The sequence below is a fragment of the Providencia alcalifaciens DSM 30120 genome, from assembly GCF_000173415.1.
In the GTDB taxonomy this organism is placed as follows: domain Bacteria; phylum Pseudomonadota; class Gammaproteobacteria; order Enterobacterales; family Enterobacteriaceae; genus Providencia; species Providencia alcalifaciens.
On the sequence record NZ_ABXW01000045.1, the window covers coordinates 88,127 to 113,917 of the forward strand.

Annotated in this window: 25 protein-coding genes, 1 other RNA gene and 1 pseudogene; 14 read left to right on the top strand and 13 right to left on the bottom strand. The window is 41.0% G+C overall.

Annotated features, from left to right (window positions below; translation table 11 throughout):
• Position 1: 1 nt before the first annotated feature.
• Genes rseB through rpoE form a run of 3 tightly spaced genes read right to left on the bottom strand, consistent with a single transcriptional unit; the run spans position 2 to position 2,211 of the window.
• Positions 2-952: a sigma-E factor regulatory protein RseB gene (gene rseB, locus PROVALCAL_RS07985; protein WP_006658678.1), complete on the bottom strand. Its 951-nt coding sequence runs from the start codon at positions 950-952 to the stop codon at positions 2-4.
• Positions 952-1,575, bottom strand: a complete 624-nt coding sequence (rseA, locus tag PROVALCAL_RS07990) for an anti-sigma-E factor RseA (RefSeq protein WP_006658679.1) — start codon at positions 1,573-1,575, stop codon at positions 952-954. The genes rseB and rseA overlap by 1 nt, the downstream gene beginning before the upstream one ends.
• Before the next feature lie 57 nt (positions 1,576-1,632).
• Positions 1,633-2,211: an RNA polymerase sigma factor RpoE gene (gene rpoE / locus PROVALCAL_RS07995; RefSeq protein ID WP_006661282.1), complete on the bottom strand. Its 579-nt coding sequence runs from the start codon at positions 2,209-2,211 to the stop codon at positions 1,633-1,635.
• Positions 2,212-2,648: 437 nt separating this feature from the next.
• Between rpoE and nadB the strand changes: the two genes are divergently transcribed.
• Positions 2,649-4,250 (top strand): L-aspartate oxidase, encoded by a 1,602-nt coding sequence (gene nadB / locus PROVALCAL_RS08000; protein ID WP_006658681.1) that lies wholly within the window; start codon positions 2,649-2,651, stop codon positions 4,248-4,250.
• 52 nt (positions 4,251-4,302) lie between these two features.
• On the opposite strand, the gene trmN is transcribed toward nadB, so the two are convergent.
• Entirely contained in the window at positions 4,303-5,037 is a 735-nt protein-coding gene (trmN, locus tag PROVALCAL_RS08005) for a tRNA(1)(Val) (adenine(37)-N(6))-methyltransferase TrmN (RefSeq protein WP_006658682.1), read from the bottom strand.
• A gap of 159 nt (positions 5,038-5,196) precedes the next feature.
• On the opposite strand from trmN, the gene PROVALCAL_RS08010 reads away from it, so the two are divergent.
• The 4 genes from PROVALCAL_RS08010 (at position 5,197) to srmB (ending at position 9,887) form a co-directional block, all read left to right on the top strand.
• Complete coding sequence (locus PROVALCAL_RS08010; protein ID WP_006658683.1) at positions 5,197-5,928, top strand: IclR family transcriptional regulator; 732 nt, start codon at positions 5,197-5,199, stop codon at positions 5,926-5,928.
• Between the two features lie 2 nt (positions 5,929-5,930).
• On the top strand, positions 5,931-6,848 hold the full coding sequence (gene hutG, locus PROVALCAL_RS08015) for a formimidoylglutamase (RefSeq protein ID WP_006658684.1): 918 nt from the start codon (positions 5,931-5,933) through the stop codon (positions 6,846-6,848).
• 315 nt (positions 6,849-7,163) lie between these two features.
• The gene (gene gltS / locus PROVALCAL_RS08020; protein ID WP_006661277.1) at positions 7,164-8,369 is read left to right on the top strand and encodes a sodium/glutamate symporter; all 1,206 of its coding nucleotides are present in this window, start codon (positions 7,164-7,166) and stop codon (positions 8,367-8,369) included.
• Positions 8,370-8,549: 180 nt separating this feature from the next.
• The gene (gene srmB / locus PROVALCAL_RS08025) at positions 8,550-9,887 is read left to right on the top strand and encodes an ATP-dependent RNA helicase SrmB (protein ID WP_006658686.1); all 1,338 of its coding nucleotides are present in this window, start codon (positions 8,550-8,552) and stop codon (positions 9,885-9,887) included.
• Between the two features lie 44 nt (positions 9,888-9,931).
• On the opposite strand, the gene PROVALCAL_RS08030 is transcribed toward srmB, so the two are convergent.
• Both PROVALCAL_RS08030 and grcA read right to left on the bottom strand, forming a co-directional pair.
• Entirely contained in the window at positions 9,932-11,380 is a 1,449-nt protein-coding gene (locus PROVALCAL_RS08030; protein ID WP_006658687.1) for a Tle-like phospholipase domain-containing protein, read from the bottom strand.
• 160 nt (positions 11,381-11,540) lie between these two features.
• Positions 11,541-11,924, bottom strand: coding sequence for an autonomous glycyl radical cofactor GrcA (grcA, locus tag PROVALCAL_RS08035; protein WP_006661276.1), 384 nt, complete (start codon positions 11,922-11,924; stop codon positions 11,541-11,543).
• Between the two features lie 339 nt (positions 11,925-12,263).
• Here grcA and ung point away from each other — a divergent pair, with 339 nt between their 5' ends.
• A complete protein-coding gene (gene ung, locus PROVALCAL_RS08040) occupies positions 12,264-12,944 on the top strand; it encodes a uracil-DNA glycosylase (protein ID WP_006661275.1) in 681 nt (226 codons plus the stop codon).
• Between the two features lie 79 nt (positions 12,945-13,023).
• Here the strand turns inward: ung and grpE are convergent, their stop codons facing one another.
• Complete coding sequence (gene grpE / locus PROVALCAL_RS08045) at positions 13,024-13,614, bottom strand: nucleotide exchange factor GrpE (RefSeq protein WP_006658690.1); 591 nt, start codon at positions 13,612-13,614, stop codon at positions 13,024-13,026.
• A 116-nt stretch (positions 13,615-13,730) separates the two neighbouring features.
• Here grpE and nadK point away from each other — a divergent pair, with 116 nt between their 5' ends.
• The 3 genes from nadK to bamE all read left to right on the top strand — a co-directional run bounded on the left by nadK (position 13,731) and on the right by bamE (position 16,867).
• On the top strand, positions 13,731-14,615 hold the full coding sequence (gene nadK / locus PROVALCAL_RS08050) for an NAD(+) kinase (protein WP_179896740.1): 885 nt from the start codon (positions 13,731-13,733) through the stop codon (positions 14,613-14,615).
• 85 nt (positions 14,616-14,700) lie between these two features.
• Complete coding sequence (recN, locus tag PROVALCAL_RS08055; protein ID WP_006658692.1) at positions 14,701-16,362, top strand: DNA repair protein RecN; 1,662 nt, start codon at positions 14,701-14,703, stop codon at positions 16,360-16,362.
• A 112-nt stretch (positions 16,363-16,474) separates the two neighbouring features.
• On the top strand, positions 16,475-16,867 hold the full coding sequence (gene bamE / locus PROVALCAL_RS08060; protein WP_006658693.1) for an outer membrane protein assembly factor BamE: 393 nt from the start codon (positions 16,475-16,477) through the stop codon (positions 16,865-16,867).
• 224 nt (positions 16,868-17,091) lie between these two features.
• On the opposite strand, the gene PROVALCAL_RS08065 is transcribed toward bamE, so the two are convergent.
• Together PROVALCAL_RS08065 and PROVALCAL_RS08070 are read right to left on the bottom strand one after the other, a co-directional pair.
• A complete protein-coding gene (locus tag PROVALCAL_RS08065) occupies positions 17,092-17,385 on the bottom strand; it encodes an RnfH family protein (RefSeq protein ID WP_006658694.1) in 294 nt (97 codons plus the stop codon).
• On the bottom strand, positions 17,378-17,812 hold the full coding sequence (locus PROVALCAL_RS08070) for a type II toxin-antitoxin system RatA family toxin (protein ID WP_006661273.1): 435 nt from the start codon (positions 17,810-17,812) through the stop codon (positions 17,378-17,380). The genes PROVALCAL_RS08065 and PROVALCAL_RS08070 overlap by 8 nt, the downstream gene beginning before the upstream one ends.
• Positions 17,813-17,965: 153 nt before the next feature.
• On the opposite strand from PROVALCAL_RS08070, the gene smpB reads away from it, so the two are divergent.
• From smpB to PROVALCAL_RS08085, 4 genes are all read left to right on the top strand, one after another.
• Entirely contained in the window at positions 17,966-18,448 is a 483-nt protein-coding gene (smpB, locus tag PROVALCAL_RS08075; RefSeq protein ID WP_006658697.1) for an SsrA-binding protein SmpB, read from the top strand.
• A gap of 47 nt (positions 18,449-18,495) precedes the next feature.
• Positions 18,496-18,859, top strand: a transfer-messenger RNA (tmRNA) gene (gene ssrA, locus PROVALCAL_RS19265).
• 435 nt (positions 18,860-19,294) lie between these two features.
• A complete protein-coding gene (locus PROVALCAL_RS08080; protein ID WP_006658698.1) occupies positions 19,295-19,507 on the top strand; it encodes a helix-turn-helix domain-containing protein in 213 nt (70 codons plus the stop codon).
• 422 nt (positions 19,508-19,929) lie between these two features.
• Complete coding sequence (locus tag PROVALCAL_RS08085) at positions 19,930-20,199, top strand: hypothetical protein (protein ID WP_006658699.1); 270 nt, start codon at positions 19,930-19,932, stop codon at positions 20,197-20,199.
• Positions 20,200-20,265: 66 nt separating this feature from the next.
• Here the strand turns inward: PROVALCAL_RS08085 and PROVALCAL_RS08090 are convergent, their stop codons facing one another.
• Positions 20,266-20,505, bottom strand: coding sequence for a helix-turn-helix domain-containing protein (locus PROVALCAL_RS08090; RefSeq protein WP_036966831.1), 240 nt, complete (start codon positions 20,503-20,505; stop codon positions 20,266-20,268).
• 232 nt (positions 20,506-20,737) lie between these two features.
• On the opposite strand from PROVALCAL_RS08090, the gene PROVALCAL_RS08095 reads away from it, so the two are divergent.
• On the top strand, positions 20,738-21,037 hold the full coding sequence (locus tag PROVALCAL_RS08095) for an HdeA/HdeB family chaperone (RefSeq protein WP_006658701.1): 300 nt from the start codon (positions 20,738-20,740) through the stop codon (positions 21,035-21,037).
• Positions 21,038-21,364: 327 nt separating this feature from the next.
• Here PROVALCAL_RS08095 and PROVALCAL_RS08100 read toward each other — a convergent pair whose 3' ends face one another.
• From PROVALCAL_RS08100 to PROVALCAL_RS20010, 3 genes and pseudogenes are all read right to left on the bottom strand, one after another.
• Positions 21,365-25,027, bottom strand: a complete 3,663-nt coding sequence (locus PROVALCAL_RS08100; RefSeq protein WP_006658703.1) for a TipJ family phage tail tip protein — start codon at positions 25,025-25,027, stop codon at positions 21,365-21,367.
• Positions 25,028-25,087: 60 nt separating this feature from the next.
• A complete protein-coding gene (locus tag PROVALCAL_RS08105; RefSeq protein ID WP_006658704.1) occupies positions 25,088-25,693 on the bottom strand; it encodes a tail assembly protein in 606 nt (201 codons plus the stop codon).
• Positions 25,690-25,791 (bottom strand): annotated as a pseudogene (locus PROVALCAL_RS20010) (peptidase P60); the annotation flags it as partial. The pseudogene PROVALCAL_RS20010 and the gene PROVALCAL_RS08105, both read right to left, overlap by 4 nt.

Genomic DNA, 25,791 nt, shown 5'->3' on the forward strand with positions numbered 1-25,791 from the left:
TTTACTCCCGAAACTGAATGCTACTCGCAATTAACTGTGATGTTGGCAGCGGCAGCTCACCTATTATCGTAATCACATTTTGCTTTTGAGTCATGGTGTAAATTGTGCGACGACCATTTTGCAATGGCTGATCAAGTAAAGGACCTTTCGACGCTTTTGTCACATTGACCGAAAATGTAAATAAACCGTCACTAAACATCGCGGTTTCTACAATATCATCTTTATTCAGTTTTCCCGTCGAACGTGAAACTTCCTCAAATCCTGGTGGTAACATGCCCACTTGCCATTTAAACGCTGGGTTTTCATTCTTCGGTGATAATAATAATGGCGGGAGATTCACATTGCTCAGAGATTTCAATGAGTCTTGTACATTCTTGCTGTCTAATACCGTCGAAATGACCCGAAACTGCTCCAACGTTTGATTATTATTATCCAATAAATCAACACGTAGTGGCAATTTAGTTTCTTCATCGATTAATAGCACATAATTGAATCGGGAATTATCTTTTGAAATGATACGGATCACTAATGCGGGTTTATCGCCAATATGGGTACGACCAGCATCAATAAAATTATAATACGGCTGAATTTTTTGATAATCAGCAAAAATAACCGTTGGCAAATTATCGATGATGTGTTCACCATTGAGGCTAAATGCATCAAATCCAGGTTCAAAATAGCTAATTCGATTGCCATTTTGCACAATTTCTCGTCGAGATGAATCCATTTGGATCATTTGAGAAACAGGAACACCATTGAGAATCGCATGACGATAGCGAACAGGGACGATATTTTGTGGACTTAGTGTCATGAAAGACATTTCATATGACAAGTTCTGGGCAGCCGTTCCCATTTCTTTAAAAAGAACATCGGCATCCGTAGATGATGCCGACGCTTGATTAGATATAATCAGGCTGCCCGTCAGGCAGATGACGGATAACCATTTGTTCATTATTGCTGTTTAACTCCAGCTGATGCGCTATTTTTATCACTGTCGTGAAGCTGTTGATTCAGCATCGAACGTCTTTCAATTTCATACTGTTGTAGCATGGCATTGATACGTTGATTTTGTTGTTCAATTTGTTGAGTTTGCTGTTCAGTGCCAAACAATTGGCTATCTGAAATATTTAAACTCACTGGCGCACCACGTCCAACGGGAACGGTATTGAATACGGGATCATCCACAGTAGAATCAACACTATTACTTTGATTGTATTGTTGAACACCCACAATCACCGCGAGTGACACACATGCTGCTACGCCAATTTGTGTAATTTGGCTTGCCCATGGACGAATTTTGTTCCAAAACGGGAAGCCACTCCAGCTTGCTGGTTCTGGCTGTGACTCAACAACTGCCTGAGGACTAATTCGCACCGCTTCATTTTCTAGCGCTGCCGCAACTTTACTAGCAATATCAAAATGAATAACATCGCCAGTATCATTGCGCAGAGTATCACGAACAAGATGATAGCTCTCCCAACGTTGCTTTAACGTTGAATCACATGAAATGGTATTAATGAGTTCTAAATCTAGAGCTTCACCATCCATCATTGCGGAAAGTTTCTCTCTTTGCATGCCCAATTACCTTCAGTTAATTGCTCACAGTTAAATGGTAACTCGCGATCCAACCAATTAATGCTGTTGGATCAACGGCTGAACTTTTTCATCAATTGCTTCCCTCGCCCTGAAGATCCGTGATCGGACTGTGCCTACAGGGCAATCCATCACTTCAGCTATCTCTTCATAACTTAAACCATCAAGTTCTCGTAATGTAATTGCCATTCGGAGATCCTCTGGCAGTGACTCAATGGTACGGAAAACAACTCGCTTTAATTCATCAGACAACATTAAGTTCTCTGGGTTCGAAATTTCTTTCAATGCACCGGCTGATTCGAAGTTTTCTGCGTCACTAGCTTCAAGATCTGACGCGGGAGGACGCCGGTCTTGAGCGACTAAATAGTTCTTTGCCGTATTGACAGCAATTCGATAAAGCCAAGTATAAAAAGCACTGTCGCCACGAAACGAACCTATTGCACGATAAGCCTTAATAAATGACTCTTGCGCGACATCAGGCACATCTGCTTGTGGTACATAACGAGAAACGAGACTTGCAACTTTATGCTGGTATTTAATTACCAGTAAGTTGAAAGCTTGTTGGTCGCCTTTTTGTACTTTCTCAACCAAGATTTGGTCTGTCAGCTGCTCGCTCATTCCAGGATCCATCTCCTGAACACAGATTGATAATGACTTAGCTTGTTCATCTTCTCCCTTCCTTAAGCAAGCCTAACTTCGAGTAATAAAAACTGATGAAGTTCAATTTATTCCGAAAAAAACCGAAAATAATTCCAAAAAATGAGATCTAAGTTTCTTAATCGATCCCATCGATCCTTGTGAGCACTACCTAATAGTATACACAAAACAGGCATATATGCGGCACGAATACATGGCATTTATTCATTCGTATAATCTATCTATCATTTAGCTCGCTATGATTTCTCTAACAAAATATTTTTTAGCAAAATAGTCAAACAACGCACCGCTAAATTATCGCGCTCGCCGATGACGCTAAATGTGGATTAATGCATAGTCAGAGGCAGCTCGATAGGCTAACATAAAATTCTTTATAGAAACACAACACGCAAATACTTATGAACACATCCACACAGCATGACACTGATATTTTAATCATTGGAAGTGGTGTCGCAGGATTATCAGCCGCACTCCGGCTAGCACCCTTTCATCAAGTGACGATTCTCAGTAAAAGCACGCTCAATGAAGGTGCTTCCTATTACGCTCAAGGCGGAATTGCCGCTGTTTTTGATGATACAGACAGCATCGAATCCCATGTTGATGATACCCTCATCGCAGGCGCTGGGATTTGTGAACGAAGCACAGTGGAATTCATTGCCTCAAACGCGAAGCATTGCGTTCAATGGCTGATTGACCAAGGCGTACTTTTCGATACCGAGGTCAACGAAACAGGAGAAACCCAGTATCATCTCACTCGAGAAGGTGGACACAGTCATCGTCGTATTCTGCACCACGCAGATGCAACGGGAAAAGAAGTTGAAACCACCCTTGTGAACCTTGCTTTCAACCACCCAAATATCCAGATAAAAGAACGTTATAATGCCGTTGATTTGATCCTCGAAGACAAAGCACAAAAAGCAACTCACTCGCGCATTGTTGGCGCCTATGTTTGGAGCCGTCAAAAAGAGCAGGTCGAAACGATCCGGACCAAAACGGTCGTCTTAGCCACAGGCGGCGCTGCCAAAGTCTATCAATATACCACCAATCCCGATATTTCATCTGGTGATGGCATTGCGATGGCATGGCGAGCGGGCTGTCGAGTCGCTAACTTGGAATTTAACCAATTTCATCCAACGTGTTTATTCCACCCTCAAGCACGTAATTTTTTACTCACCGAAGCACTACGAGGCGAAGGGGCTTACCTAAAACGCCCCGATGGTAGCCGTTTTATGCCCGACTATGATGAGCGTGGTGAATTAGCGCCACGGGATATTGTCGCTAGAGCCATTGACCATGAAATGAAGCGCCTCGGCGCTGACTGTATGTATTTGGATATCAGCCATAAATCACCGGATTTTATTAAAAATCACTTCCCTACGATTTACGCCAAATTACTGACATTAGGGTTAGACTTAACCCAAGAACCGATCCCGATCGTTCCCGCAGCACATTATACCTGTGGCGGTGTAGTCGTTGACTCGACTGGCATGACCGATATTCCTAATTTATATGCTATCGGTGAAGTGAGTTATACCGGACTACACGGTGCTAATCGCATGGCATCTAACTCACTACTCGAATGCCTTGTGTATGGATGGGCAGCGGCGGAAAACATCACCAAAACAATCGACGCAATCCCTGCCGTTTCTCACCTACCAGAATGGGATGAGAGCCGAGTTCATAATTCTGATGAACAAGTTATCATTCAGCATAATTGGCATGAATTACGCTTGTTTATGTGGGATTACATGGGGATCGTTCGTACGACAAAACGCCTAGAACGCGCCTTGCGTCGTATTCACTTACTTCAGCAAGAAATTAATGATTACTATGCTAATTTCCGAATTTCCAACAATTTGTTAGAGCTACGAAATTTAGTACAAGTCGCAGAATTAATGGTGCGTTGTGCCCTTGAACGTAAAGAAAGCCGAGGCCTTCACTACACGTTAGATTATCCAGAGCTTTTACCTGAATCCGGTCCAACTATTCTAACGCGATAATATTGTCGTGATTCATCAAAAGCTTATCGGTGAGTCAATCACTGATAGGCTTTTAATATTTAAGGTAGAAAGGCTGAATCAAGGCAATAAACTCATTGGTATAACTCCCCTCTTGCTGTTTCAGCGTCAAAGATGAAATCTCGGTCTCCATCTCCTTCTGTGCCAACCCTAATAACATACGATGATATGGAGTATGCAATTTATCTTGAACCTGCACACGATAAGCTAAACTCCAACCACTCGTGAGCGCCATGTCCTCAACCTTCTCCCCAACATCATAAGGCAAAACTAAGCAAAAAATACCTTCAGGCGCTAGACAACGCTTGGCGCTATCTAGTAACACTTGATGATTAAGTGTGCGGGTATAGCGCGCTTGATCCCGCTGTTCATCTCGACACGCCACTGCGGGTTCAAAGTAAGGTGGATTGCTGACAATTAAATCATATTGCCGATGAGGCTGTTCACTAAACGTAATAATATCCTGATGAAATACCTGCAATCGATCAGACCATGGCGATGCATTAAAATTTTCATGGGCCTGCGAAGCGGCATCCGCATCAAGTTCAACGGCATCAATATGCAACTGAGTGTTACGCTGAGCCAACATTAATGCGATTAAACCACTTCCACTACCAATATCTAACGCGTATTTTGCAGGGCTTACTGGCGCCCACGCACCCAGTAACACCCCATCCGTTCCGACTTTCATTGCACAACGATCATGGGCAACAAAAAATTGCTTGAAAGTAAACCCGCCTTTTCGATAACGCTTTTTTTGTTCGCTCATACAGCCACTCTGGTTTGAATATGATTTGCGTACACATTCTCAATTTCAGTCCACAAATCTAGAAATTTAATTCAATTACAATAATATTATTCTCACAATATGAGAATGTGATTTGTTAGTGATTTTTTTTACTGCTAAGTTCGAGAAAAAGGAGATGCCATGAACAGCATTAATCGAACACTAGATATCTTATCGTTTGTCACAACTTGTGCATCTCCCGTCACACCACAAACTATTTCTAAAGAGCTTGATATTCCAATCTCAACAGTTTATCGACTTTTAACTATTCTCATAAATTGGGAATTCGTGACTTACTCTAAACAGTATGGCACTTATACCGTCGGTGCGCAGAGTATCAAAACCCAAGAAAAATACTATCACCATAGTTTATTGATGACTTCGTCAAAATCGGAGCTTCACGCATTAGCGAAAAAGACCCAAGAAACCGCGGCAATTATTACCGCTAATCTACGGGAAACCATTTGTGTCGATAAAATTGATAGTGAGCAAGCCGTACGCTGCTCTTTCATTGTGGGGCACGGTAATACAGTAATCCGAGGCGCGAGTGCCAAAACCCTCTTAGCGTACAGAGATGAACAATACCAAGAGTTGGTCTTTGAAACCCATGCAAAACAGCTACACAAAGATAACTATTTGCAAAACTTAAAACAGGATTTGGTGCAAATTCGCCAACAGGGTTATGGCATCTCCGTTGGTGAAATTGACGTGGGCGTTTTTGGCGCTTCAGCTCCCGTGTTCAAAGGGAATGATATTTTAGCTGTCGTCTCAGTGATGGCACCTGAATTTCGGGCAATTAATCGCGTCGATGAGCTCATCAAAGCGACATGCCAAACAGCACAAAATATAACAAAACTGATTAACTTGGAGTAACTATGACACAACCTTTTCAATGGCAGGGTCGTACTGATGGTGAAACACCTGAACATTTGCGGATCCACCAAGTCATCAACCAATGCTCACCTGCTGAGTTTGCCATTCTAGGCTTTGCTTCGGACGAAGGTGTTCGTCGTAATAAAGGTCGCCTAGGGGCTAAAATGGGGCCGGATGCTATTCGCCGTCAACTTGCAGGTCTGCCTATCCACCAGCCGCTCGCCATTCGTGATGCAGGGACGGTTAGCTGTGATGATGGCAATTTAGAAATCGCTCAACGTCGCTTATCCGATGAGATCATTTCCATTCTAGAACAACAACAAAAACCGATTGTGTTAGGTGGTGGGCACGAAGTGGGCTTTGCCAGTTTCCAAGGTGTTTTTGATTATATTCACAAACATCACCCGGAAAAAACCATTGGGATCATAAACTTTGATGCGCACTTTGATTTACGTGAAGCTGACGAAGCCACCTCTGGTACACCATTTTTACAATCATCACAACTGTGCGCCAAACATCAGCGCCCTTTCAATTACTTATGCTTAGGTATTGCCGATCATGGTAATACCAAAGTGTTATTCGACACAGCAGATCGCTTAGGCAGTCACTACATTCGTGATAAAGCATTAACTCCGAGTTTATTGCCACATGCTATTGAAAAAATTAAGCAATTTATAAATTCAGTGGATTTCCTGTATGTCACTGTGGACTTGGACGTATTTTCTGCCGGTATAGCTCCGGGAGTCAGCGCGCCTGCCGCCAGAGGCATTTCCACTGAAACATTTGATGAATTGTTTAACGTCATCAAATCTAGCGGCAAGATTACGCTATTTGATATCGCTGAATGTAACCCTGAATTTGATATTGATAACCACACATCAAAATTAGCAGCTTACTTGGTTTACCAATATTTATTCTAAAAACAACAAACACAATAAAACGACTGATAAACAATTTTACCTTGTCTTTCAAAATATAAATAAAAACTTAGTCAACTAAGTAACTAGTTAACAATAAACAGCACTGAGGTTCGAAATAGCCAACAACACTGTAGTTTGAAAATTAAGCGTATTTATCTCTTTCATCATAAAGATATTTATACCCTTGGATTTCGAGTTACAGCTAGGTGGTGAATGAAGGTATTCCTAGGAACATACACAAGTATGTGGCTAGGGTAGCTGAGAGAAACCAACAGCGCTGTAGCACGAAAGACAAGGTATAAAAAAGGGAAAAATATGACGTTCCACATCGACACACTCACCACCCTCTTCTTGACTGTAATTTGTTTACTAATGGGAGTTCACCTCAAAAAGCGTATTGAATGGCTACAACGTTTTTGCATTCCTTCGCCAGTCATTGGTGGATTTTTAGTCAGCTTACTTATCTGGGGATTAAAATCTTTCGACTTAGCTGAAATCTCATTTGATACCAGCTTACAAACTTTCTTAATGGTCGCATTCTTTACCACTGTCGGTATTGATGGCAGCTTCCGCGTATTAAAAAGCGGCGGACGCTTATTAATCACTTACCTTTTAATTTGTTGGACCTTAGTCATTTTCCAAGACACATTTGGAGCAGGCCTTGCCCATTTATTAGGTATTGACCCGGTTATCGGGATCATGGCGGGCGGCGTTTCTCTCACCGGGGGACATGGTGGTGCTGCTGCATTTGGCAGTATGGCTGAAGGGCTTGGAGTGCAATCCGCAACTGTCGCCGCGATTGCTGCGGCAACATTTGGTTTGATTTCTGGTAGCTTGTTAGGTGGACCTATCGCGAGCTATCTCATTAAGAAACACAAGGTGACCATTCAATCCGAAGAAAATGTCGAGAATGTAAAAGTTGAAGAAAAACTGGCGGGTAAAATCGACTCAATCGATGCTCATGCTTTCTTAAAAATGTTAGCTCTGATTTTAGGTGTCATGGTCGTGGGACAGTTTGCTTCAGCGCAATTTACTAAAGCGACCGGTTTTTCTTTACCGAGCTATGTGGGTGCAATGATTATCGCAATTATTGTGCGAAATATTAATGACCAAGCTGAAATTGTTCGTATTAACCAGAAATCAATCAATTTAATTTCTGATGTTTCTCTGGGGTTATTCTTAACCATGGCGATGATGTCGCTAAAAATTTGGGAATTGAAAGTCATCGCCCTGCCGCTCTTCATCATTTTATTGGCGCAGACTGTTGCTATCATTCTGTTTATTGTCTTCGTTGTCTTCAGACTCCTTGGTAAAAACTACGATGCTGCCGTCATGTGCTCCGGCATGATGGGGCATGGACTGGGCGCCACGCCGAACGCGATGGCCAATATGTCATCGGTTTGTGAGCGCTACAAACATGTGTCGATGAAAGCGTTTATGATTGTGCCACTCAGCGGTGCTGTGCTGATCGACCTCGTCGGTATTCCTTACCATACTTGGCTAATTAACATGCTTAGCTAATTCCACATCTTTTCCTTACCTGCTATGAAAATGTCTTACGGACAACACCTCATAGTAGGTAAGGCGCTTCCTTATATACCCCCCGCTAACAAAAACAGGTAAACTCTGCACAAAGCTGATTTTTGTGGTGAACAATTTTGCTAACCTGTTTATAATCAGCGCCCCAAATAGAGGTATATCATGACTGCATCCACATTTTCTGAACTTGAGCTTGATGAAAGCCTGATCACTGCGCTGACCAATAAAGGTTATGAGCGCCCGACGGCTATCCAAGAAGCTGCCATCCCTGCTGCAATGGATGGGCGAGACGTTTTAGGTTCAGCCCCAACCGGAACAGGTAAAACCGCGGCATTCTTGTTGCCAGCCATTCAGCATTTACTTGACTTTCCAAGAAAAAAATCAGGACCACCTCGCGTCCTGATTTTAACACCAACTCGCGAACTCGCTATGCAAGTCGCTGACCAAGCCAAAGAGTTGTGTGCACATAATCATTTAGACGTTGCCACAATCACAGGCGGCGTTGCTTATATGAACCACGCTGAAGTCTTCAGCGAAAACCAAGATATCGTCGTCGCAACGACCGGACGTTTGCTGCAATACATTAAAGAAGAAAACTTTGATTGCCGCGCGGTCGAAATTCTGATCCTCGATGAAGCAGATCGGATGCTCGACATGGGCTTTGCTCATGATATCGAAACCATCGCGGGCGAAACTCGCTGGCGTAAGCAGACCATGCTATTTTCTGCGACCCTTGAAGGGGAAGCTATTCGCGATTTCGCTGAACGTCTGCTTGAAGATCCTATCGAAATTGATGCAGAACCATCACGTCGCGAACGTAAAAAAATCCAGCAGTTTTACTATCGTGCCGACACTTTAGAGCACAAAACTGCCCTACTTTGCCATCTTCTTAAGCAGGAAGATGTCACTAAGTCAATTGTGTTTGTGCGTAAGCGTGAACGCGTTCGCGAAGTCGTGCAGTGGTTACGTGATGCCGGTATTGAACCTTGTTATCTTGAAGGTGAAATGGTTCAAGCAAAACGCAACGAAGCGGTTCGCCGTTTAGTGACAGGACAAGTTAAAGTCTTGGTTGCTACCGATGTAGCCTCTCGTGGATTAGATATCGAAAATGTCAGCCATGTGTTCAACTTCGACTTACCGCGTACTGCTGATGTCTATCTGCACCGTATTGGTCGTACAGGTCGAGCAGGACGCAAAGGTACTGCCCTCTCTTTAGTGGAAGCTCACGATTTCCCTCTACTGGGTAAAATCACTCGCTACATTGAAGATCCAATTAAAATCCGCGTGGTGGATTCTTTACGACCAACAACAAAAGCGCCTTCTGAAGCGATGCTAAATAAGCCGAAGCCATCTAAGAAAGTGCTGGCTAAGCGTAAAGAAAAGAAAAAAGAAGAACAAAGTAAGAAAAAAGAAAAAGTACGCCACCGCGATAAGAAAAATATCGGTAAACGCCGCACTCCTGTGGCGCCATCGACAACCGATAGCAATAAAACCAAGTAAAACACCTAAAAGTGATACTCATAAAAGCGGGCTTCGGCCCGTTTTTAATTCATTAGTTTATATACTTTCTCTCTCATTATCCGGCTTTCATGGGTCAATGACTCTGCTTTTATCATGTGATTATCTAAAATATCGCGGCAATTATAGCCTTGACTATTTTCCATTCGCCAGTCAGCACCACTCGATAATAATAATTCAGCAACCTCTAAAGAGTGACTATTTAAAGCGTCATGCAATGGAGTATTTCCTAAATTATCTTTAACATTGACCATTAAGCCATTACTTAACAAAATTTCTGATTGTGCGACTCTTCCACTTTGAGCAGCCAAATGTAAAACTGTTTTTTGTTGAGCCAATTGCATTTTTTTAATTCCCTGACCATAAGGGGATTCCAACAATATTTTAATGAATTGACTATTTCCAGCTCGAACAGACTGCATTGCGAGCTTATCAATATCACAGTGCTTATTTTTCATTGAAAGTAGCGCAATAAATTCGTTTATATTTTCTCTCTTAATTGATGTTTTACAGCTTTCTTGCCAATTAGAACTTCGTCGTTGCTCTATGTTTGGAAGATCATTCAACATAGAATCCGAAGTTTTATCAAATTCACCTGTAATCGCATTCCAATTATTCCATGGTTTATGTTTGCACATCATCCTTATAATCTTAACCATTGAATGTGCAATAAAGCTCCTGGTCAACAAACGGTGTGGTAACCAGTCTTTCCAAGAATTATGTTCGCTATAAGCCATTTTGATACAATTTCCCAACGCAGAAGGGATTGGTAACCTGTTTTGCAGTACATCAAGCCAATCATATTGAACAGTATAAAAGCGTATCAAACCTTCATCTGCTCGCTGTTTAGCAATGTTATAATCCATCCCAATTTTATGTACTGTGTTTTGTGCAAGCCCTGACGGGCTAAATGAAATACAAGGTGATTGACTTGCCAATGCTGCTATCGATGCTAGCCCTCCTCCTAAAGAGTGCCCAGTGCAAATAATATTGCCTTTAACCGCTCGATATAGAATATTCGTTAACCCCACAGCCTGAAAGAATTGAGGTTCGTAATATCCTAATCCTTGTCGAATATTCGCATAGAAATCGACAATATCATTCGTTCCCGCAAAACAAATAATATATAGACCATTAAAACAACAAATATTCGATTGGAAACCGGTAAATTCATTATTTAAAAGTTCTGCATCAATACCTAACGCGTTAATTTTTGATGTACTGAGTTTTTCTATTCCATGAATATCTCGCCAATTATGATGATAAGCACCTTGTGAAAGTAGCGCTAAAAGATAATCTTTATTCTGTGCATCTCTTCCTAAAAAATCCTCCCGCATTATATTTTTAGACCATTTATCACGAGGACTGCATAACGATTCCAAAAATGTATTCTGTTGATATAAATTTAAACCTTCCTCAACAAATGAAAGTTCATCCTTACTTACTGTCTGCTGTATTAATGTACTCAATGGCATAAATTCTCCCTAACAAATGCTGTATGCTGGAAGAATATTGAAATATAAATAACTAAGGAGGGAAATAATCTACTTTGTTAGAGACAAATAAAAAAGCCATTGAGAACAATGGCTTTTAGAATTTATTAAGATAAGAGATCTATTGACCCCTTAATGTTTATTACAGGCTTTCAGTGAAAGTACGGGTAATAACATCGCGTTGTTGTTCAGGCGTTAATGAATTAAAACGCACGGCATAGCCAGAAACACGAATCGTTAATTGAGGATATTTTTCTGGATTTTTCACTGCATCTTCTAATGTTTCACGGCTTAATACGTTAACATTTAAGTGCTGACCACCTTCCACACGTACAGTCGGTTTCATTTCCAGAGGAACTTCGCGGTACTCAAAAGCACCTAATTCATCTTTAGCAACAACCTGACCTTCGTTATAATCCGCTTTCGCACACACACAGCGAGCTTCATTTGACTCGCTATCGATTAACCAGAAAGAATTAAGTAGTGCAGCATTATCACTTTTTGTAATTTGAATACCAGTAATCATCTCGACCTCCACGTTCGAATCAGATTTTGATCAACCTTTACTAACTATTTTTAATCGCTGTTGATTGGATAATTGGTCTAACCAACCTGTTTATCTAATATATACCAGCTAGCCCCCTCGCTTTCTTTGATATTTATCAATTATTTCGTATGGTAATTAACCAAACTCGTGCATCTTTATGATTTAAATCAATATTCATAAATGGATTTTTTAATTATTTTTGTAAATTTTCAAAATAATTTTAAATAATTTAAGGGGGTTAAGATGGAACAACACTTTATCTATGCGCCATGAACCAGTAAGCTAAGCACTATAAAACACATCACTATGGAATAATTCATGTCAAACACGATGACTTGGCACGACGTAATCGGTGCAGAAAAATCACAGCCTTACTTTAAAGATACCCTTGCGTTTGTTGCTAAAGAAAGAGAAAACGGCAAAGTGATCTATCCTCCACAAGAAGATGTTTTCAATGCTTTTCGTTATACAGAATTGGGTGATATTAAAGTCGTGATATTAGGGCAAGACCCTTATCATGGTCCGGGGCAAGCTCATGGTTTATCCTTTTCAGTGCGTCCAGGCATTAAAGCACCACCATCACTTGTAAATATGTATAAAGAACTTGAGAAAGATATTCCTGGATTTGTTCGCCCAGACCATGGGTATCTCCTAAGCTGGGCACAGCAAGGTGTTTTATTGCTTAATACTGTACTAACCGTTGAACAAGGTCATGCCCATTCACATGCACATTTAGGGTGGGAAGCGTTTACAGATAAAGTTATCCAAGCAATTAATGACCATACTGAAGGCGTTATTTTTCTGTTATGGGGCTCACACGCGCAAAAGAAAGGTCGCATTATTGACACTAAGCGCCATCATGTACTCAAAGCGCCTCACCCATCACCACTATCCGCACACCGCGGTTTCCTTGGGTGTGGTCACTTCTCTAAGGCTAATCAATTACTTGAGCAGCAAGGCCGTACCCCTATCAACTGGAACCCAGTTATCCCTGCGTAATAGCAATCTATGGATATAAAAATGGGATGCTTAGCATCCCATTTTGTTCTATATCCTAAAATCATATCTCGTTCTAAACTTATTTAGAAACGATCACCATCGCAGGGCGCAACAGACGATTATTTAAGGTATAACCTTTTTGCATCACGTTAATCACTTGACCAGCACTGTGGTCAGGAGATTCAATCATGGTCATCGCTTGGTGAACTTCAGGGTTGAATGGCACATTTGCCTCATCAACAGGCACAATACCAAACTTAGACACTGCATCTAAGAACGTTTTTAGCGTAAGATCCAAACCTTCTAGCATTGCTTTGGATTCTTCACTTTCACGGTCTGCCGCGTCAATAGCGCGCTCTAAGTTATCAATCACAGGCAACAATTCATTGGAAAATTTCTCAAGTGCAAACTTGTGGGCTTTTTCAATATCTTGTTCTGTGCGACGACGAATATTTTCGATTTCAGCATGAGCACGTAGCATTGCTTCACGTTCAGTTTTACGAGAAGCTTCAAGTTGCTGTTCAAGCTCAGCAATACGCGCGGCTAACGCTTGTTCTTCTGCTTGTAAATCAGCTTGTTGAGTTTCTACTTCTTGCTCTGCTTGCACTTTTTGTGTTTCATTTTGCTCAGAAGCTTGCTCATCATGCATGTTTTGTTCTTTACTACTCATGAATATCTCCGCGTATTTAGCAATAATTCTATCTATGGGAGTATTATGGGGATCTAATACAGGGATTCAAGGGAAGTCATACAACGAGGAGTTAAAAAAGTATGCAAAAGGCTAAGATGACACCATCTTCACAATTTAAAACTATCGGTATTGTCGGACACCCAAGGCACCCTGAAGCACTGGCGACCCATGAACTCATCTACCATTGGCTCATTTCAAAAAATTACCATGCAATCATTGATAAGCAAGTGGCTAAAGATTTGAAATTAAAAGATGCCAATACAGGCACTTTAACAGAAATCGGTCAGCAGGCAGATTTAGTCGTTGTAGTCGGAGGGGATGGCAACATGCTCGGTGCTGCACGAATTTTATCTCGCTATAACAATAAGGTTATTGGCGTAAACCGAGGTAATTTAGGATTTTTAACTGACCTTGATCCTGATAATGCACTCCAACAACTGTCTTGTGTTCTTGAAGGAGAATATCATGAAGAACAGCGCTTTTTATTAGAAGCCCAAGTTATCAAAGCAAATCAAAAGGCCCGTAAAAGTAGCGCAATTAACGAAGTGGTTCTTCACCCAGGAAAAGTCGCACACATGATTGAGTTTGAAGTCTACATCGATGAGAAATTTGCCTTTTCTCAGCGCTCTGATGGTCTAATTATTGCGACACCAACAGGTTCAACCGCCTACTCTCTTTCCGCAGGTGGTCCAATTTTGACACCGAATTTAGATGCAATTGTGTTGGTACCAATGTTCCCACATACCCTATCATCTCGCCCACTCGTGATTAGCAGTGACAGCAGTATTCGTTTGAAGTTTTTACGTACAAATATCGATTATGAAGTCAGCTGTGATAGTCAAATTATGCTCCCTATCCAAGATGGTGAAGAAGTCATTATTAAACGCAGCTCAAAGAGTCTGAATTTAATCCACCCTAAAGATTATAATTATTTCAATACGTTAAGCTCAAAGCTCGGTTGGTCTAAAAAAACTTTTTAATTTTTTCACTCTGCCTCTTTACTGTATAAAAAAACAGGTTAAACTGTATGAAAATACAGTTGTGTATTTAAACAGGAGAGCGCAGATGCTAACCCAACTAACCATCAATAATTTTGCCATCGTTCGTGAGTTAGAAATCGATTTTCGTAGCGGTATGACAACAATTACAGGTGAAACCGGTGCGGGTAAATCCATTGCTATTGACGCTCTCGGTTTATGTTTAGGCAACCGTGGGGAAGCCAACATGGTGCGCCCAGGAGCTCAACGTGCTGACTTATGTGCACGTTTTTCTTTATCTGATGCACAAATGGCAACAACCTGGCTGATTGAACATCAACTTGATAATCATAACGAATGCTTACTACGTCGTACCATTGCTGTTGATGGCCGTTCTCGCGGCTTTATTAATGGTGTTTCTGTTCCGCTTTCACAGTTACGTGAACTGGGTGCGCTACTGATTCAAATTCACGGTCAACATGCTCACCAATTATTGTTAGATAGTGACCATCAGCAATCTCTGCTTGATGCGTATGCAAATCAGCAACAATTACTCGCTCAAATGAAGCAAACATGGCAAACATGGCATGAATCTTGTCAGCAATTGGCTATTTTTCAAAAACAGATGCAAGAGCGTGAATCTCGTCAGCAGTTACTTGATTACCATTTAAAAGAATTAAATGACTTTCTCCCTATCCAAGGGGAATTTGAAGAAATTGACCAAGAATATAAACAATTGGCTAATCATGGGCAATTTCTCACCATTGGACAAACTGCTTCACAAATTCTCACCGAAAGTGATGAGGCTAACGTTATTAGCCTATTGAACATGGCAAAAAATGAATTGACTGACTTAGTCACTCTAAACCCCAAATTCTCTGGATTACTGGATATGCTAGAAGAAGCCTCTATTCAAGTTAGCGAAGTCAGTGATGAAATTAAACATTATTGCGACCAGTATGAATTAGATCCAAATCGCTTATTTGAATTGGAACAACGCATTTCCAAGCAAATTAGTTTAGCCCGTAAGCACCATGTGACACCTGAAGCTCTACCAGAGCTCTTTCAACAATTAGTCGAAGAGCAAAATCAAATTGCTAATCAAAATGAAGATTGTGAAGCCCTCAATGCACAAGTCCTCGCTGACCACCAAAAAGCATTAGAGTGTGCAGAACGTTTACACCACGTTCGTCTACATTATGCACAAGAGCTGAGCCAATTAATTACAAACAGTATGCATCAGCTCTCTATGCCCCATGGCTTGTTTACTATTGATGTCAAATTCGTTCCTGAAAATCTACAAATTGATGGTGCTTGCAAAGTGGAGTTCAATGTCACGACTAACCCTGGACAACCACATCAAGCGTTAGCAAAAGTTGCATCGGGGGGGGAATTATCTCGCATTGCTTTAGCTATCCAAGTGATTACAGCGAAGAAAATGGACACCCCTGCTTTAATTTTCGATGAAGTCGATGTGGGGATTAGTGGTCCAACCGCTGCCATTGTTGGAAAATTACTACGTGAGCTCGGAGAATCCACTCAAGTCATGTGTGTGACTCACTTACCTCAAGTGGCAGGGTGCGGTCACCACCATTTTTATGTCAGCAAAGAAACCAATGGCGTAGAAACGGAAACGCATATGCAATTACTGGATAAAAAATCAAGATTACAAGAGCTTGCAAGATTACTAGCAGGTTCTGAAGTCACCAAAAACACGCTGGCTAATGCAAAAGAGTTGCTCGCAGCTTAAATTTCGACAACTTTTTTTATCTCCTGTTGTCTTAGAGTCGATCTGGAAGGTTTTAAATTGTATCAATGTCGATTATCATTGATGTTCTGACTCCAAAAGGAATGAGATATCCATGCGTTATAAATTGTTAACTGCTGCTGCACTATCATTCGCATTAATGTCCACGGGCTGTTCAATGATGGAACGTCTTGTCTATCATCCGGATATTAACCAAGGTAACTATCTGACAGCAAAAGATGTTTCGAAAATTAAGAACGGAATGACACAGCAACAGGTTGCTTATGCTTTGGGCACCCCAATGATGACTGACCCGTTTGGTTCTCAGACTTGGTTTTATGTTTTCCGCCAAGAGCTGGGACATGACCCAGTGAAGCAAGAAACATTAACGCTGACGTTTGATCGTAATGGTATCCTGACAGATATCAAAAACGAAAAGAACCTTGAAGCTCAGCAAGCCATGGAAGCTGGTGAAGTTAAAGCATCAGAACCAAAAGTAGCGGAATAACACCCCATATTGCTTAACGCTTGAGAGAATATAAGTAACTACCTGAGATCCTTTAAATCATGGAAACCAACAGGTAGTTACTTTAAGATAATTCACTGCAAGTGTTTTCTTTAAAATTGTAGCGTTTCACTCTCTTATCCTCTGCGAAATAGTATTTATTAAATAAAAAAACCGAGCTTTCACTCGGCTTTATTTCACATCAATACATTCAATGATGTTGTATATTACTTGTTGTTTTCTTTTGATTTTTCAGCTCGTTTACGGCGTAGTTCTTTTGGATCGGCTATCAATGGGCGATAAATCTCAATCCTATCCCCCTCTTGCACCACATCCCTCAATTTAGCTGGGCGGCTGTATATTCCGACTTTATTTTTCTTTAAATCGATATCCGAGCGCAGCGCTAAAATACCCGATGCAATAATTGCATCTTCAATCGTGGTTCCTTCTGCAACCTTCACTGAGAGCAAAAATTGCTTTTCAGGTAACGCGTAAGTTACTTCAATATTGATATCAGACACGGTAGACGACCTTAGCACGAGACGTAAATGCTTGAACCATATTGTTGGCCAGCTCTTTAAATATTTTGCCAAATGCCAGCTCAATAAGCTTATTGGTAAACTCAAAATCGAGATGGAACTCAATTTTACAGGCATCAGCACTCAAAGGAATAAACTGCCATCCCCCTGATAACGTTCTAAAAGGTCCTTCGACTAATTGCATTTGAATGCGTTTATTGTCTTCCAATGCATTTTTCGTAATAAACGTTTTACTAATTCCTGCTTTTGAAACCTCAACTGAGGCCGTCATTTCATCAGAACTGTGGCTAATAATGCGACTTCCAACACATCCTGGTAAAAAACTTGGATATGAAATCACATCATTCACAAGTTTATACATTTGTTCCGCGCTAAAAGGGACTAACGCAGAGCGACTAATCTGTGGCATATCAATTCCTATCCCCAAAAACTGCGCATATAATAGCACCATTAGTGGGTTACTCAAAAAACAAAACCCGTACAGGGCAAGAAATGCACAATCACAAAAATATCAGTGTTGAACGATTTCATTCAACGCATCTTAACGTATAATGAATGAACTATGACAAAGAAAAAACCATATAAACCCGGTTCAGCAACAATTGCTATGAACAAACGTGCTCGCCACGAATATTCTATCGAAGAGGAGTTCGAGGCGGGTTTATCCCTACAAGGTTGGGAAGTTAAATCATTACGTGCAGGCAAAGCCAATATTGGTGATAGCTACGTTCTCTTACGTGATGGCGAAGCTTATTTGTTTGGTGCAAACTTTACACCACTAACTGTCGCCTCATCTCACGTAGTTTGTGACCCAACACGTAGTAGAAAATTACTTCTTAACCAACGCGAATTAGATACACTTTATGGACGAGTGAATCGCGAAGGTTACACAGTTATCGCCCTTTCCCTCTATTGGAAAAATGCGTGGTGCAAAGTCAAAATTGGCGTTGCTAGAGGTAAAAAAGCCCACGATAAGCGTTCTGATATCAAAGATAGAGAGTGGCAATTAGATAAAGCACGTATAATGAAACATTCTAATCGCTAAGTCCTAGCTTTATAGAGTTATTTTCTGTTATACTGTAATCACAACTTGGGGCTGATTCTGGATTCGACGGGATTTGCGAAACCCAAGGTGCATGCCGAGGGGCGGTTGGCCTCGTAAAAAGCCGCAAAAAAATAGTCGCAAACGACGAAAACTACGCACTAGCAGCTTAATAACCTGCTTAGAGCCCTCTCTCCCTAGCCTCCGCTCTTAGGACGGGGATCAAGAGAGGTCAAACCCAAAAGAGATCGCGTGGATGCCTTGCCTGGGGTTGAAGCGTTAAACTTAATCAGGATAGTTTGTTGGTGGCGTGTCTGTCCGCAGCTGGCAAATGAAATTAAAGACTAGACTAAGCATGTAGTACCGAGGATGTAGAAATTTCGGACGCGGGTTCAACTCCCGCCAGCTCCACCAAATTTTAACTGTCAGTGATGTGACAACAGCTTTAAAAACAGTAAGTTAGTAAAGTTGAGCAGACAGTAACATTACCCAGAATGGACTTCGAAATGCACGTGAAATGCACGCGCACTAGAAAAATAAAAAAGCTCACTCCGGTGGGCTTTTTTATTGTCTTTTAAATACAGCCTATATGGCGCAGCAGTATATTCCCCTGAAATAGTATCATATTGATTTTAAATGTATTTTTATTTATGATTGATTTAAGAATTTCAATTATACATTGTAACCTATTGATTTATATTGTAGTGATAAAGAGTTTTGGGGAATCCCTTTTATCACAAACATAACACATCCCTCCCCCTCACTTCACATCACAATTTCTACACATTTCGTCACAGTAATTCACTCTCGATGCCATCATCATCAAAAAACCATACATGGTAAACCACAATGAGCAAGAAAATCCTCGGCATATTCATCAAACAAAAACGCATCGAGAAAAATATTTCAATATCTGAAATTGCAAATCATCTAACAATCTCAGAAGCTATGTATATTCGCGTTAAAAACGGGAATGACTCAATCTATGTAGATGACTTAATGACTATAGCTGAAATGCTCGGTGTTGATGAGCGTGAAATTTTGAAGATGGAAGATGTATGAAAAGAAATAACAACTAACTGCACGGATAAAAAATACCTAATGTGATGAAAAACCATGATATGCGGCTTCTATGCTAGAAAAGATTAGCAATACAATATCTATAAAAGCAATGAATTACACAAAATTACATCATTAGCAAAATACCTTTCTTATACACCTAACTTCTTATAGGACAAAAGCTTTCCATTACTAGATATTCCTTCTAACAAAATATTTTGCTTACAATCTTAAGCCTATTTAATATAATTACTGCCAAAATGAATGAACTAAAGTTTATGTCTACCAGCTCTTACCTTAACAAAACTATAATTTTGTTAAGGTCGATAATCTAAGAAAAGCAAATCTAAAAAATTTCTGACTAAATTTGATATTCAATAAAAGTCATTTCACTTAAAATTTCACTTCAAAATATTGGAGACTTCATGAATATCACTCAATTATTTCTATTAGCTCTAAATTGTATCAATGAGCATCGGGAACCATCACATACTGAGCAATCAATAATTTATGTATTCTATAGAACAAACATTGCTGGATTGATTTCTATAGATGAATTTATGGACAAATTCGTTGAGCTATCCGTTTACTGCGATTCATCAAAACAAAACAAAGCGTTTGCTATCAAACTTATAGAAAAATATTTACATCTATCAGCAAACAAACTGACAGCGATAAAAAGTATGCCTACCTAATAACAGACACTCCAAAGCTGCTCTTAATAATGTGGAATGTCTAACTAATTCACTTAATAGTTAACGCTACTGAATTTCCCACATCACCTCATTAAAAAATTCTTTAATATCAACACGTAAAATCTTAAGAGCTGAAACCAAAGTATCTATATCTATTTTATTTATTCCTCGTTCATAACGATATAACTGCTGGGCGCTTTTACACCCTATCAGTTGAGCAAATTCAACAGCAGTATATCCAGCGTCACGTCTCAGACCTTTAATCTTATTTCCAATCAATGTTGTTACTAAGACATCAGAACTCATGCTTCGATACTCCATTCATATAATTAGACACAATCTATTATGCTCTCAAACCTCTGGATTATTCACTTTTCCAACTTCTAAATCACTTATAGAGAATCGATAAGTGATAATTGTAATTTGAAAATTTAAAATCTCCCTATAACTTTATTGACTTTACTAATATTTCTTATTATTTGTAGACTACAGATTTATTTCAATAGGCGTTATCACTAGAAAACGAAGAGGAATATTTATGAATAAGTTTCTAATTTCTGCTTGCATGATTGCATCAAGTGCTCTGTCCTTTAATGCATTAGCCGCAGACAAAATGACCTCAACTCCCGAAAATATGACATGTAAAGAGTATGTGGACTTAAACCCTAAAAGCTGGGCTCCAGTTGCCTTATGGGTAACATCACAAGATACTCAGTTTAAAAGTGGAGACTGGGTGGCATTATCTGAACAGAGCGTTGCGGAAGCTCCTTTAATCCTTGAGTTTTGCAAGAAAAAACCTGAAGGAACTTTAAAAGATTACCTTGCTAGCAAAAAATAAAGTTTTTTAACTGGTAATAGCCGCAGTTTAATTTCTGCGGCTAATTAGATTACTCGCAGCAATTCTATTTTCTGTACCCTGATTCTTGATACCAATACAGTGACAGTTTTATTAACTTCACTGCTTCAATGAGTTAAATAGAATCACTCAATATTAACTGAGACTGATCTTTTTATTGCTTTGATGAGTGTCCCCTCTTCTTTGAATATTTCAGCTCGCTTTGTATTTGTAGTACTCGATACAACGACTGCATATGCACGCAAAGATACAAATATACTTCCTCCAAATCCTGTGGTTGGAATGGGAATATCACTGCTCATTAATAAGCTATATGGAAATAAATGAAGAAGAATTATGTTTACAAGCGATAATCATCGCGGGATGAATTGTAGTCTTGCAACCGTTTTTATGGTACGTGATATATCTAATTGTCACCTTCACATCTTTAACCGCCGCTTTGAGTGTAGTATACAAAGAACAAATCAGTCTTCGATCTTTTTCTGTCGCTATTACCGTAGTTTGAGGCGAGTATTTAACTCCATTGATGATAATTTCTACACGAGTAGAGTGAATCGCGCCGGGCACAGATCCCTCCGCAGTGAACTGCATCGTTGGCATCAATAAATCAACATCATAAGGCATTCCACCCTTATAAATTACCGATGTTTCTATGATTTGGTCATAACGCTTACCATGAATCTCGCTCTTAGATACCTCCTTATAAATTGTCGCGGTTGCATTATCACCAACAAGTTTGTCTACATAAACAGTTCCTCTAAATTCACCATCTCTAGCATAAATCTTTCCTCTAAATATCCCGTCATTAAATTCAGGGGTACCATTTTTATTAATTTGCCATCCTGATTTACCCGAAACGAAATTATTCGACTGAATCACACTTCCTATCTTGGCATTGCTAATCGAGGCATCGGCGATGAATGATTCGCGCATGAAAATTTGTCCATTTTTCATGAACATCAAGGGTTCCATTTTTCCTCGTGTTGGATTAAAGAAAGCAAAATTATTTGCATTAAATCCAATGAACGATTCAATTTTCCCCGCCTTCACTTCAGCACTAATAACCATACTCGCGGCACTATATTTTTTCCCATCCACCATGATTGTGATGTTTGTATTGTGCATCGCGTACCCGGCATTTTGTTTAAATTCCGCCTGCATCTTAGAGTTAATCAGCGCACCTTGATTATCCAATTTCGCCTGAACTTGCTTCTGTGATTCACTGAAAGACCTGTCTAAATTCGTAACCGCTTTATCAAGCCGAACAACGCCTGCGTTTACCCCATTAATTGATGCGGTCACTTGTGCGTATTTTTCTGCCCACGATTTTCGTTCATCCGCAAACGCACGCTCTAACGTTTTATGTTGAGATTGTGACTGTTCATGGTTTACCGTAACCTCTATCTTCACTTCTTTAATTGCTGCACTATTGACTAACACCGACTCATTCAGCCAATCAAGTTCTTGAGAGAGCTGTTTCCCAGCATCTGTCGACATGAAATGCTCGTTCAAATCCGGCAAGATGGTATTCACATCAAACTCTGATTCTCCTCGCACCCATTGAGTCCACTCGGATTCATTACCCGATTTATCAACAAGTCTTGCTCTGAAGTAAAATACGATACCAGCGGCTAAACCTGCCATCTCATAGTTTCTTGACGGATAAGGGACATCAGATAACAGCATCAAATCTTCACCATTAGGGGTCTTACTGTACTGAATTTCCGTTTTCAATGTGTCACTAGTATTTTCATCAAACCCCCAATCCAACTTAATGCCAAACACCCTTGGCGAGGCTTTAAAATTGACAGGTTTCGGTGGATTACCCACTTTTCCTGTCAGGCTAGTTTCGGGGGCATTTGTCCAAGCACTAGAAATTTCAGACGCATTAACCGCTCGAACTCGCACTTGATATCGACCAGAATAAACGCCCTCAATATCAAACCCCAGTGATGATGTCCTTGGTGCATTGACCCAGTTCCCGTTATCACGACGCCATTGCGCTTCATAAGCAATCGCATTTTCAGCCGCGTCCCAACTGACACTGAGCGTAGTCAACGCCATGCCTTGGTCAACTCTTGAGTAAGACGTGATTTCGACCTTTTTCGGTGCAGGCTGAACGCGAGGCGGAATAACCGTTACGGGACGTTCGTCAATGCGAGCACCTGAATCGATATGGTCATAATGGTCAGGATTATGGATAGCACCGCTAATGGTATAAGTGTTATCGCCGTTATCGCTGATATTAATCACTCGATATAGCTGGACCGCTAAGTCATCAGAATCCACCACCCACACGGTCTCTTTCTGTGGTATTTGGGAATATTCAACAGAAACTGTAACCACTTTTTTATTTACTGAAGTAACGGTTCTCCCTTCTGATTTTCCGTCTGGTAAGTTGATGATCAGGCGATCACCCGCTTTAATTGATGTCTCTCTATCAAGAGTAATACTCCTTCCTTTCGCGGAAGAGATACGCCCACCGTTATCACGCCCAGCTAAATTTGAATCAGCTACTGCGATAATATGACCCGGTGAGGGAATTGCCCCTTCTAACCCCGTGGCAAATGTGATCATGCGGTCATTTGCGTTAGTCAGTAATGCCCAGCGACCACGTCGATTCGCTTCACTTCGACGGGTACACCCAATTGCAGAGAGTTCTACTTTACGCACGCCATAACGATGCTGAAGTTTTAAATCTGCGACCGCCTCGATATCATCTTTGCTGTGGTTATCCGTATCCGTAAATGAAACTAAGGCTTGGGTGTAGCGATTTTGGATACTGCCCCCCGAGTAAGACGGTTTTCCCCCAACGATATTGGCATTGGTAAATGTACGAAAAATACTGGCTGGCATATCGGCAACCGCATTGACTTTATTGTCCGCCCAGAAGGTCATTCCTCGAAAAATAGCCGCAATATCCCGTAATACGGTATACGCTGCCTCTTGTGATTGAATATACACATCACATAAAAAACGAGGCTCTTTTCCCTCGCCTCCTCGTCCATCAGGCACCCATTCATCACAATACTGTGCGATTTTGTACAAATCCCACTTTTCAATCTGATGGGGTTTGATTCTGTCACCACTGCCATAACGATTGTTCAGGACTAAATCATAAAACACCCAGGCGGGGTTATTGGTTGCCGCCAGCTTAAACGTTCCATCCCAAACACCCGCGTACGTTCGATTCACAGGGTCATAATTTGTCGGCACTTTAACTAACAATCCCCCTTTCGGACGAACACTAATTTTAGGGATACGGTTGTTAAATTGACGGGCATTAAATGTCACAAAGAGAAGCGCCGTATTAGGGTAACGTAACTTGGCGTCAATCACCTCGGTGACCGCAGCAATCGAGACTTTATCGGCAATACGAGCGGTATTCTGATTTTTGGTGAGTCGCCGAACGCGCAATTGCCAACCTGTCGTGGCTGAGGGTAAATCGATACGATGGGTGCGCTGATATTCACTGGTCGTTTTACCATCAAATGCAGACTTAACGAGTTCTTGATACCCAGCACCGTCTGTAGATAAATCAATCGCATAGACAATGCGATATCCCGTTGTATCACCATTATCGTGTTGACGCATTAACTGAGGCACTGAAAAGCGAAGGCGAATAGCGGATAACTGCGTATTATTAATCATTCGGATATACGGCTGATCGTCTCGCAGCTCTACACCCACGGCGTTGTCATTATCAACCGACGGTATCCCTTTGATATACTCTTGTTGCTCGCTACCGGGGCGAAACTCCCATGTTACCCCTTCGAAGTTTTTCGTTCCATCCGCATTACCAATTGGCGTCTCATCTAAAAAAATACGCGTATCATCCAAGCCCCCCGCAATTTCCCCCTCAGAAATGGCTAACAGAATTTTTGCAGTCGATTCGGAAAGCAAATTATCTTTGGCTTCTACGGGCGTATGACCGCCCCCTCCGCCACCTTTAGCGCCGTATATCGTTTCCATATTTCACCCATAAAAAAACGGCACTCAAGCCGTTTCCGTATATGATAAAGATTAATTTTGTTATTTTTGGTCTTCGGTATAGATACCCGCGGAGATAATCGCACCTCCGACTTCACGGCGGTCTAGTCCATATAACAGCGGCACAGGATTGCCCTGCGCCGTGGTATTTACAGCACCACCAAATGCATAGGATGGCTTATTATCCGCATCTTGTCGCATGGATAAGCCTTGAGGCTGGGGTGAGAGCATTTGCACCAAACCACCGATTGCCATAGCAGCACCACTCAACGCCAATGCCCCTCCCCATGTCCCTGCAGCGGTAAATGCGACAGAGAGACCTCCCGATAAAAATGCGGCAGCACCAATTAGTGCAACCCCTAAAATAGTTTGGAAGAAACCACCCCGTTTACTCCCTTTAATTACCGGAGCAATGCGAATTTCTTCACTGGTATCAAGATGCAATTCGTCTTCAGCAATATTGCGCTGACCTTTAAATACCGCAAATTCCAGCCCTTTCAGATGCGCATTGGCAAGGAACTGCTCGAATCCATCATAGAGTACCGATAACGCTTTAATCGCTTCACGCGGAGAATCGATAGCAAGTTGATGTTCGCGACCAAATTGGGTACCCAAAACACCATAGAGTCGTATTGTTTTTAAACTCATGCCAACTCCTTACGTCTGACTATTTTCACTGTCCTATCACGCCAATAATCACTGTATGGAACGATGCGGCTGAGCTGACCGTATAAGTGGTGAAGCAG

Bases quoted from the DNA above. Each gene is read 5' to 3' on its own strand.
- rseB (WP_006658678.1), bottom strand. From the start codon at position 952: ATGAACAAATGGTTATCCGTCATCTGCCTGACGGGCAGCCTGATTATA.
- rseA (WP_006658679.1), bottom strand. From the start codon at position 1,575: ATGCAAAGAGAGAAACTTTCCGCAATGATGGATGGTGAAGCTCTAGAT.
- rpoE (WP_006661282.1), bottom strand. From the start codon at position 2,211: ATGAGCGAGCAGCTGACAGACCAAATCTTGGTTGAGAAAGTACAAAAA.
- nadB (WP_006658681.1), top strand. From the start codon at position 2,649: ATGAACACATCCACACAGCATGACACTGATATTTTAATCATTGGAAGT.
- trmN (WP_006658682.1), bottom strand. From the start codon at position 5,037: ATGAGCGAACAAAAAAAGCGTTATCGAAAAGGCGGGTTTACTTTCAAG.
- PROVALCAL_RS08010 (WP_006658683.1), top strand. From the start codon at position 5,197: ATGAACAGCATTAATCGAACACTAGATATCTTATCGTTTGTCACAACT.
- hutG (WP_006658684.1), top strand. From the start codon at position 5,931: ATGACACAACCTTTTCAATGGCAGGGTCGTACTGATGGTGAAACACCT.
- gltS (WP_006661277.1), top strand. From the start codon at position 7,164: ATGACGTTCCACATCGACACACTCACCACCCTCTTCTTGACTGTAATT.
- srmB (WP_006658686.1), top strand. From the start codon at position 8,550: ATGACTGCATCCACATTTTCTGAACTTGAGCTTGATGAAAGCCTGATC.
- PROVALCAL_RS08030 (WP_006658687.1), bottom strand. From the start codon at position 11,380: ATGCCATTGAGTACATTAATACAGCAGACAGTAAGTAAGGATGAACTT.
- grcA (WP_006661276.1), bottom strand. From the start codon at position 11,924: ATGATTACTGGTATTCAAATTACAAAAAGTGATAATGCTGCACTACTT.
- ung (WP_006661275.1), top strand. From the start codon at position 12,264: ATGTCAAACACGATGACTTGGCACGACGTAATCGGTGCAGAAAAATCA.
- grpE (WP_006658690.1), bottom strand. From the start codon at position 13,614: ATGAGTAGTAAAGAACAAAACATGCATGATGAGCAAGCTTCTGAGCAA.
- nadK (WP_179896740.1), top strand. From the start codon at position 13,731: ATGACACCATCTTCACAATTTAAAACTATCGGTATTGTCGGACACCCA.
- recN (WP_006658692.1), top strand. From the start codon at position 14,701: ATGCTAACCCAACTAACCATCAATAATTTTGCCATCGTTCGTGAGTTA.
- bamE (WP_006658693.1), top strand. From the start codon at position 16,475: ATGCGTTATAAATTGTTAACTGCTGCTGCACTATCATTCGCATTAATG.
- PROVALCAL_RS08070 (WP_006661273.1), bottom strand. From the start codon at position 17,812: ATGCCACAGATTAGTCGCTCTGCGTTAGTCCCTTTTAGCGCGGAACAA.
- smpB (WP_006658697.1), top strand. From the start codon at position 17,966: ATGACAAAGAAAAAACCATATAAACCCGGTTCAGCAACAATTGCTATG.
- PROVALCAL_RS08080 (WP_006658698.1), top strand. From the start codon at position 19,295: ATGAGCAAGAAAATCCTCGGCATATTCATCAAACAAAAACGCATCGAG.
- PROVALCAL_RS08085 (WP_006658699.1), top strand. From the start codon at position 19,930: ATGAATATCACTCAATTATTTCTATTAGCTCTAAATTGTATCAATGAG.
- PROVALCAL_RS08090 (WP_036966831.1), bottom strand. From the start codon at position 20,505: ATGAGTTCTGATGTCTTAGTAACAACATTGATTGGAAATAAGATTAAA.
- PROVALCAL_RS08095 (WP_006658701.1), top strand. From the start codon at position 20,738: ATGAATAAGTTTCTAATTTCTGCTTGCATGATTGCATCAAGTGCTCTG.
- PROVALCAL_RS08100 (WP_006658703.1), bottom strand. From the start codon at position 25,027: ATGGAAACGATATACGGCGCTAAAGGTGGCGGAGGGGGCGGTCATACG.
- PROVALCAL_RS08105 (WP_006658704.1), bottom strand. From the start codon at position 25,693: ATGAGTTTAAAAACAATACGACTCTATGGTGTTTTGGGTACCCAATTT.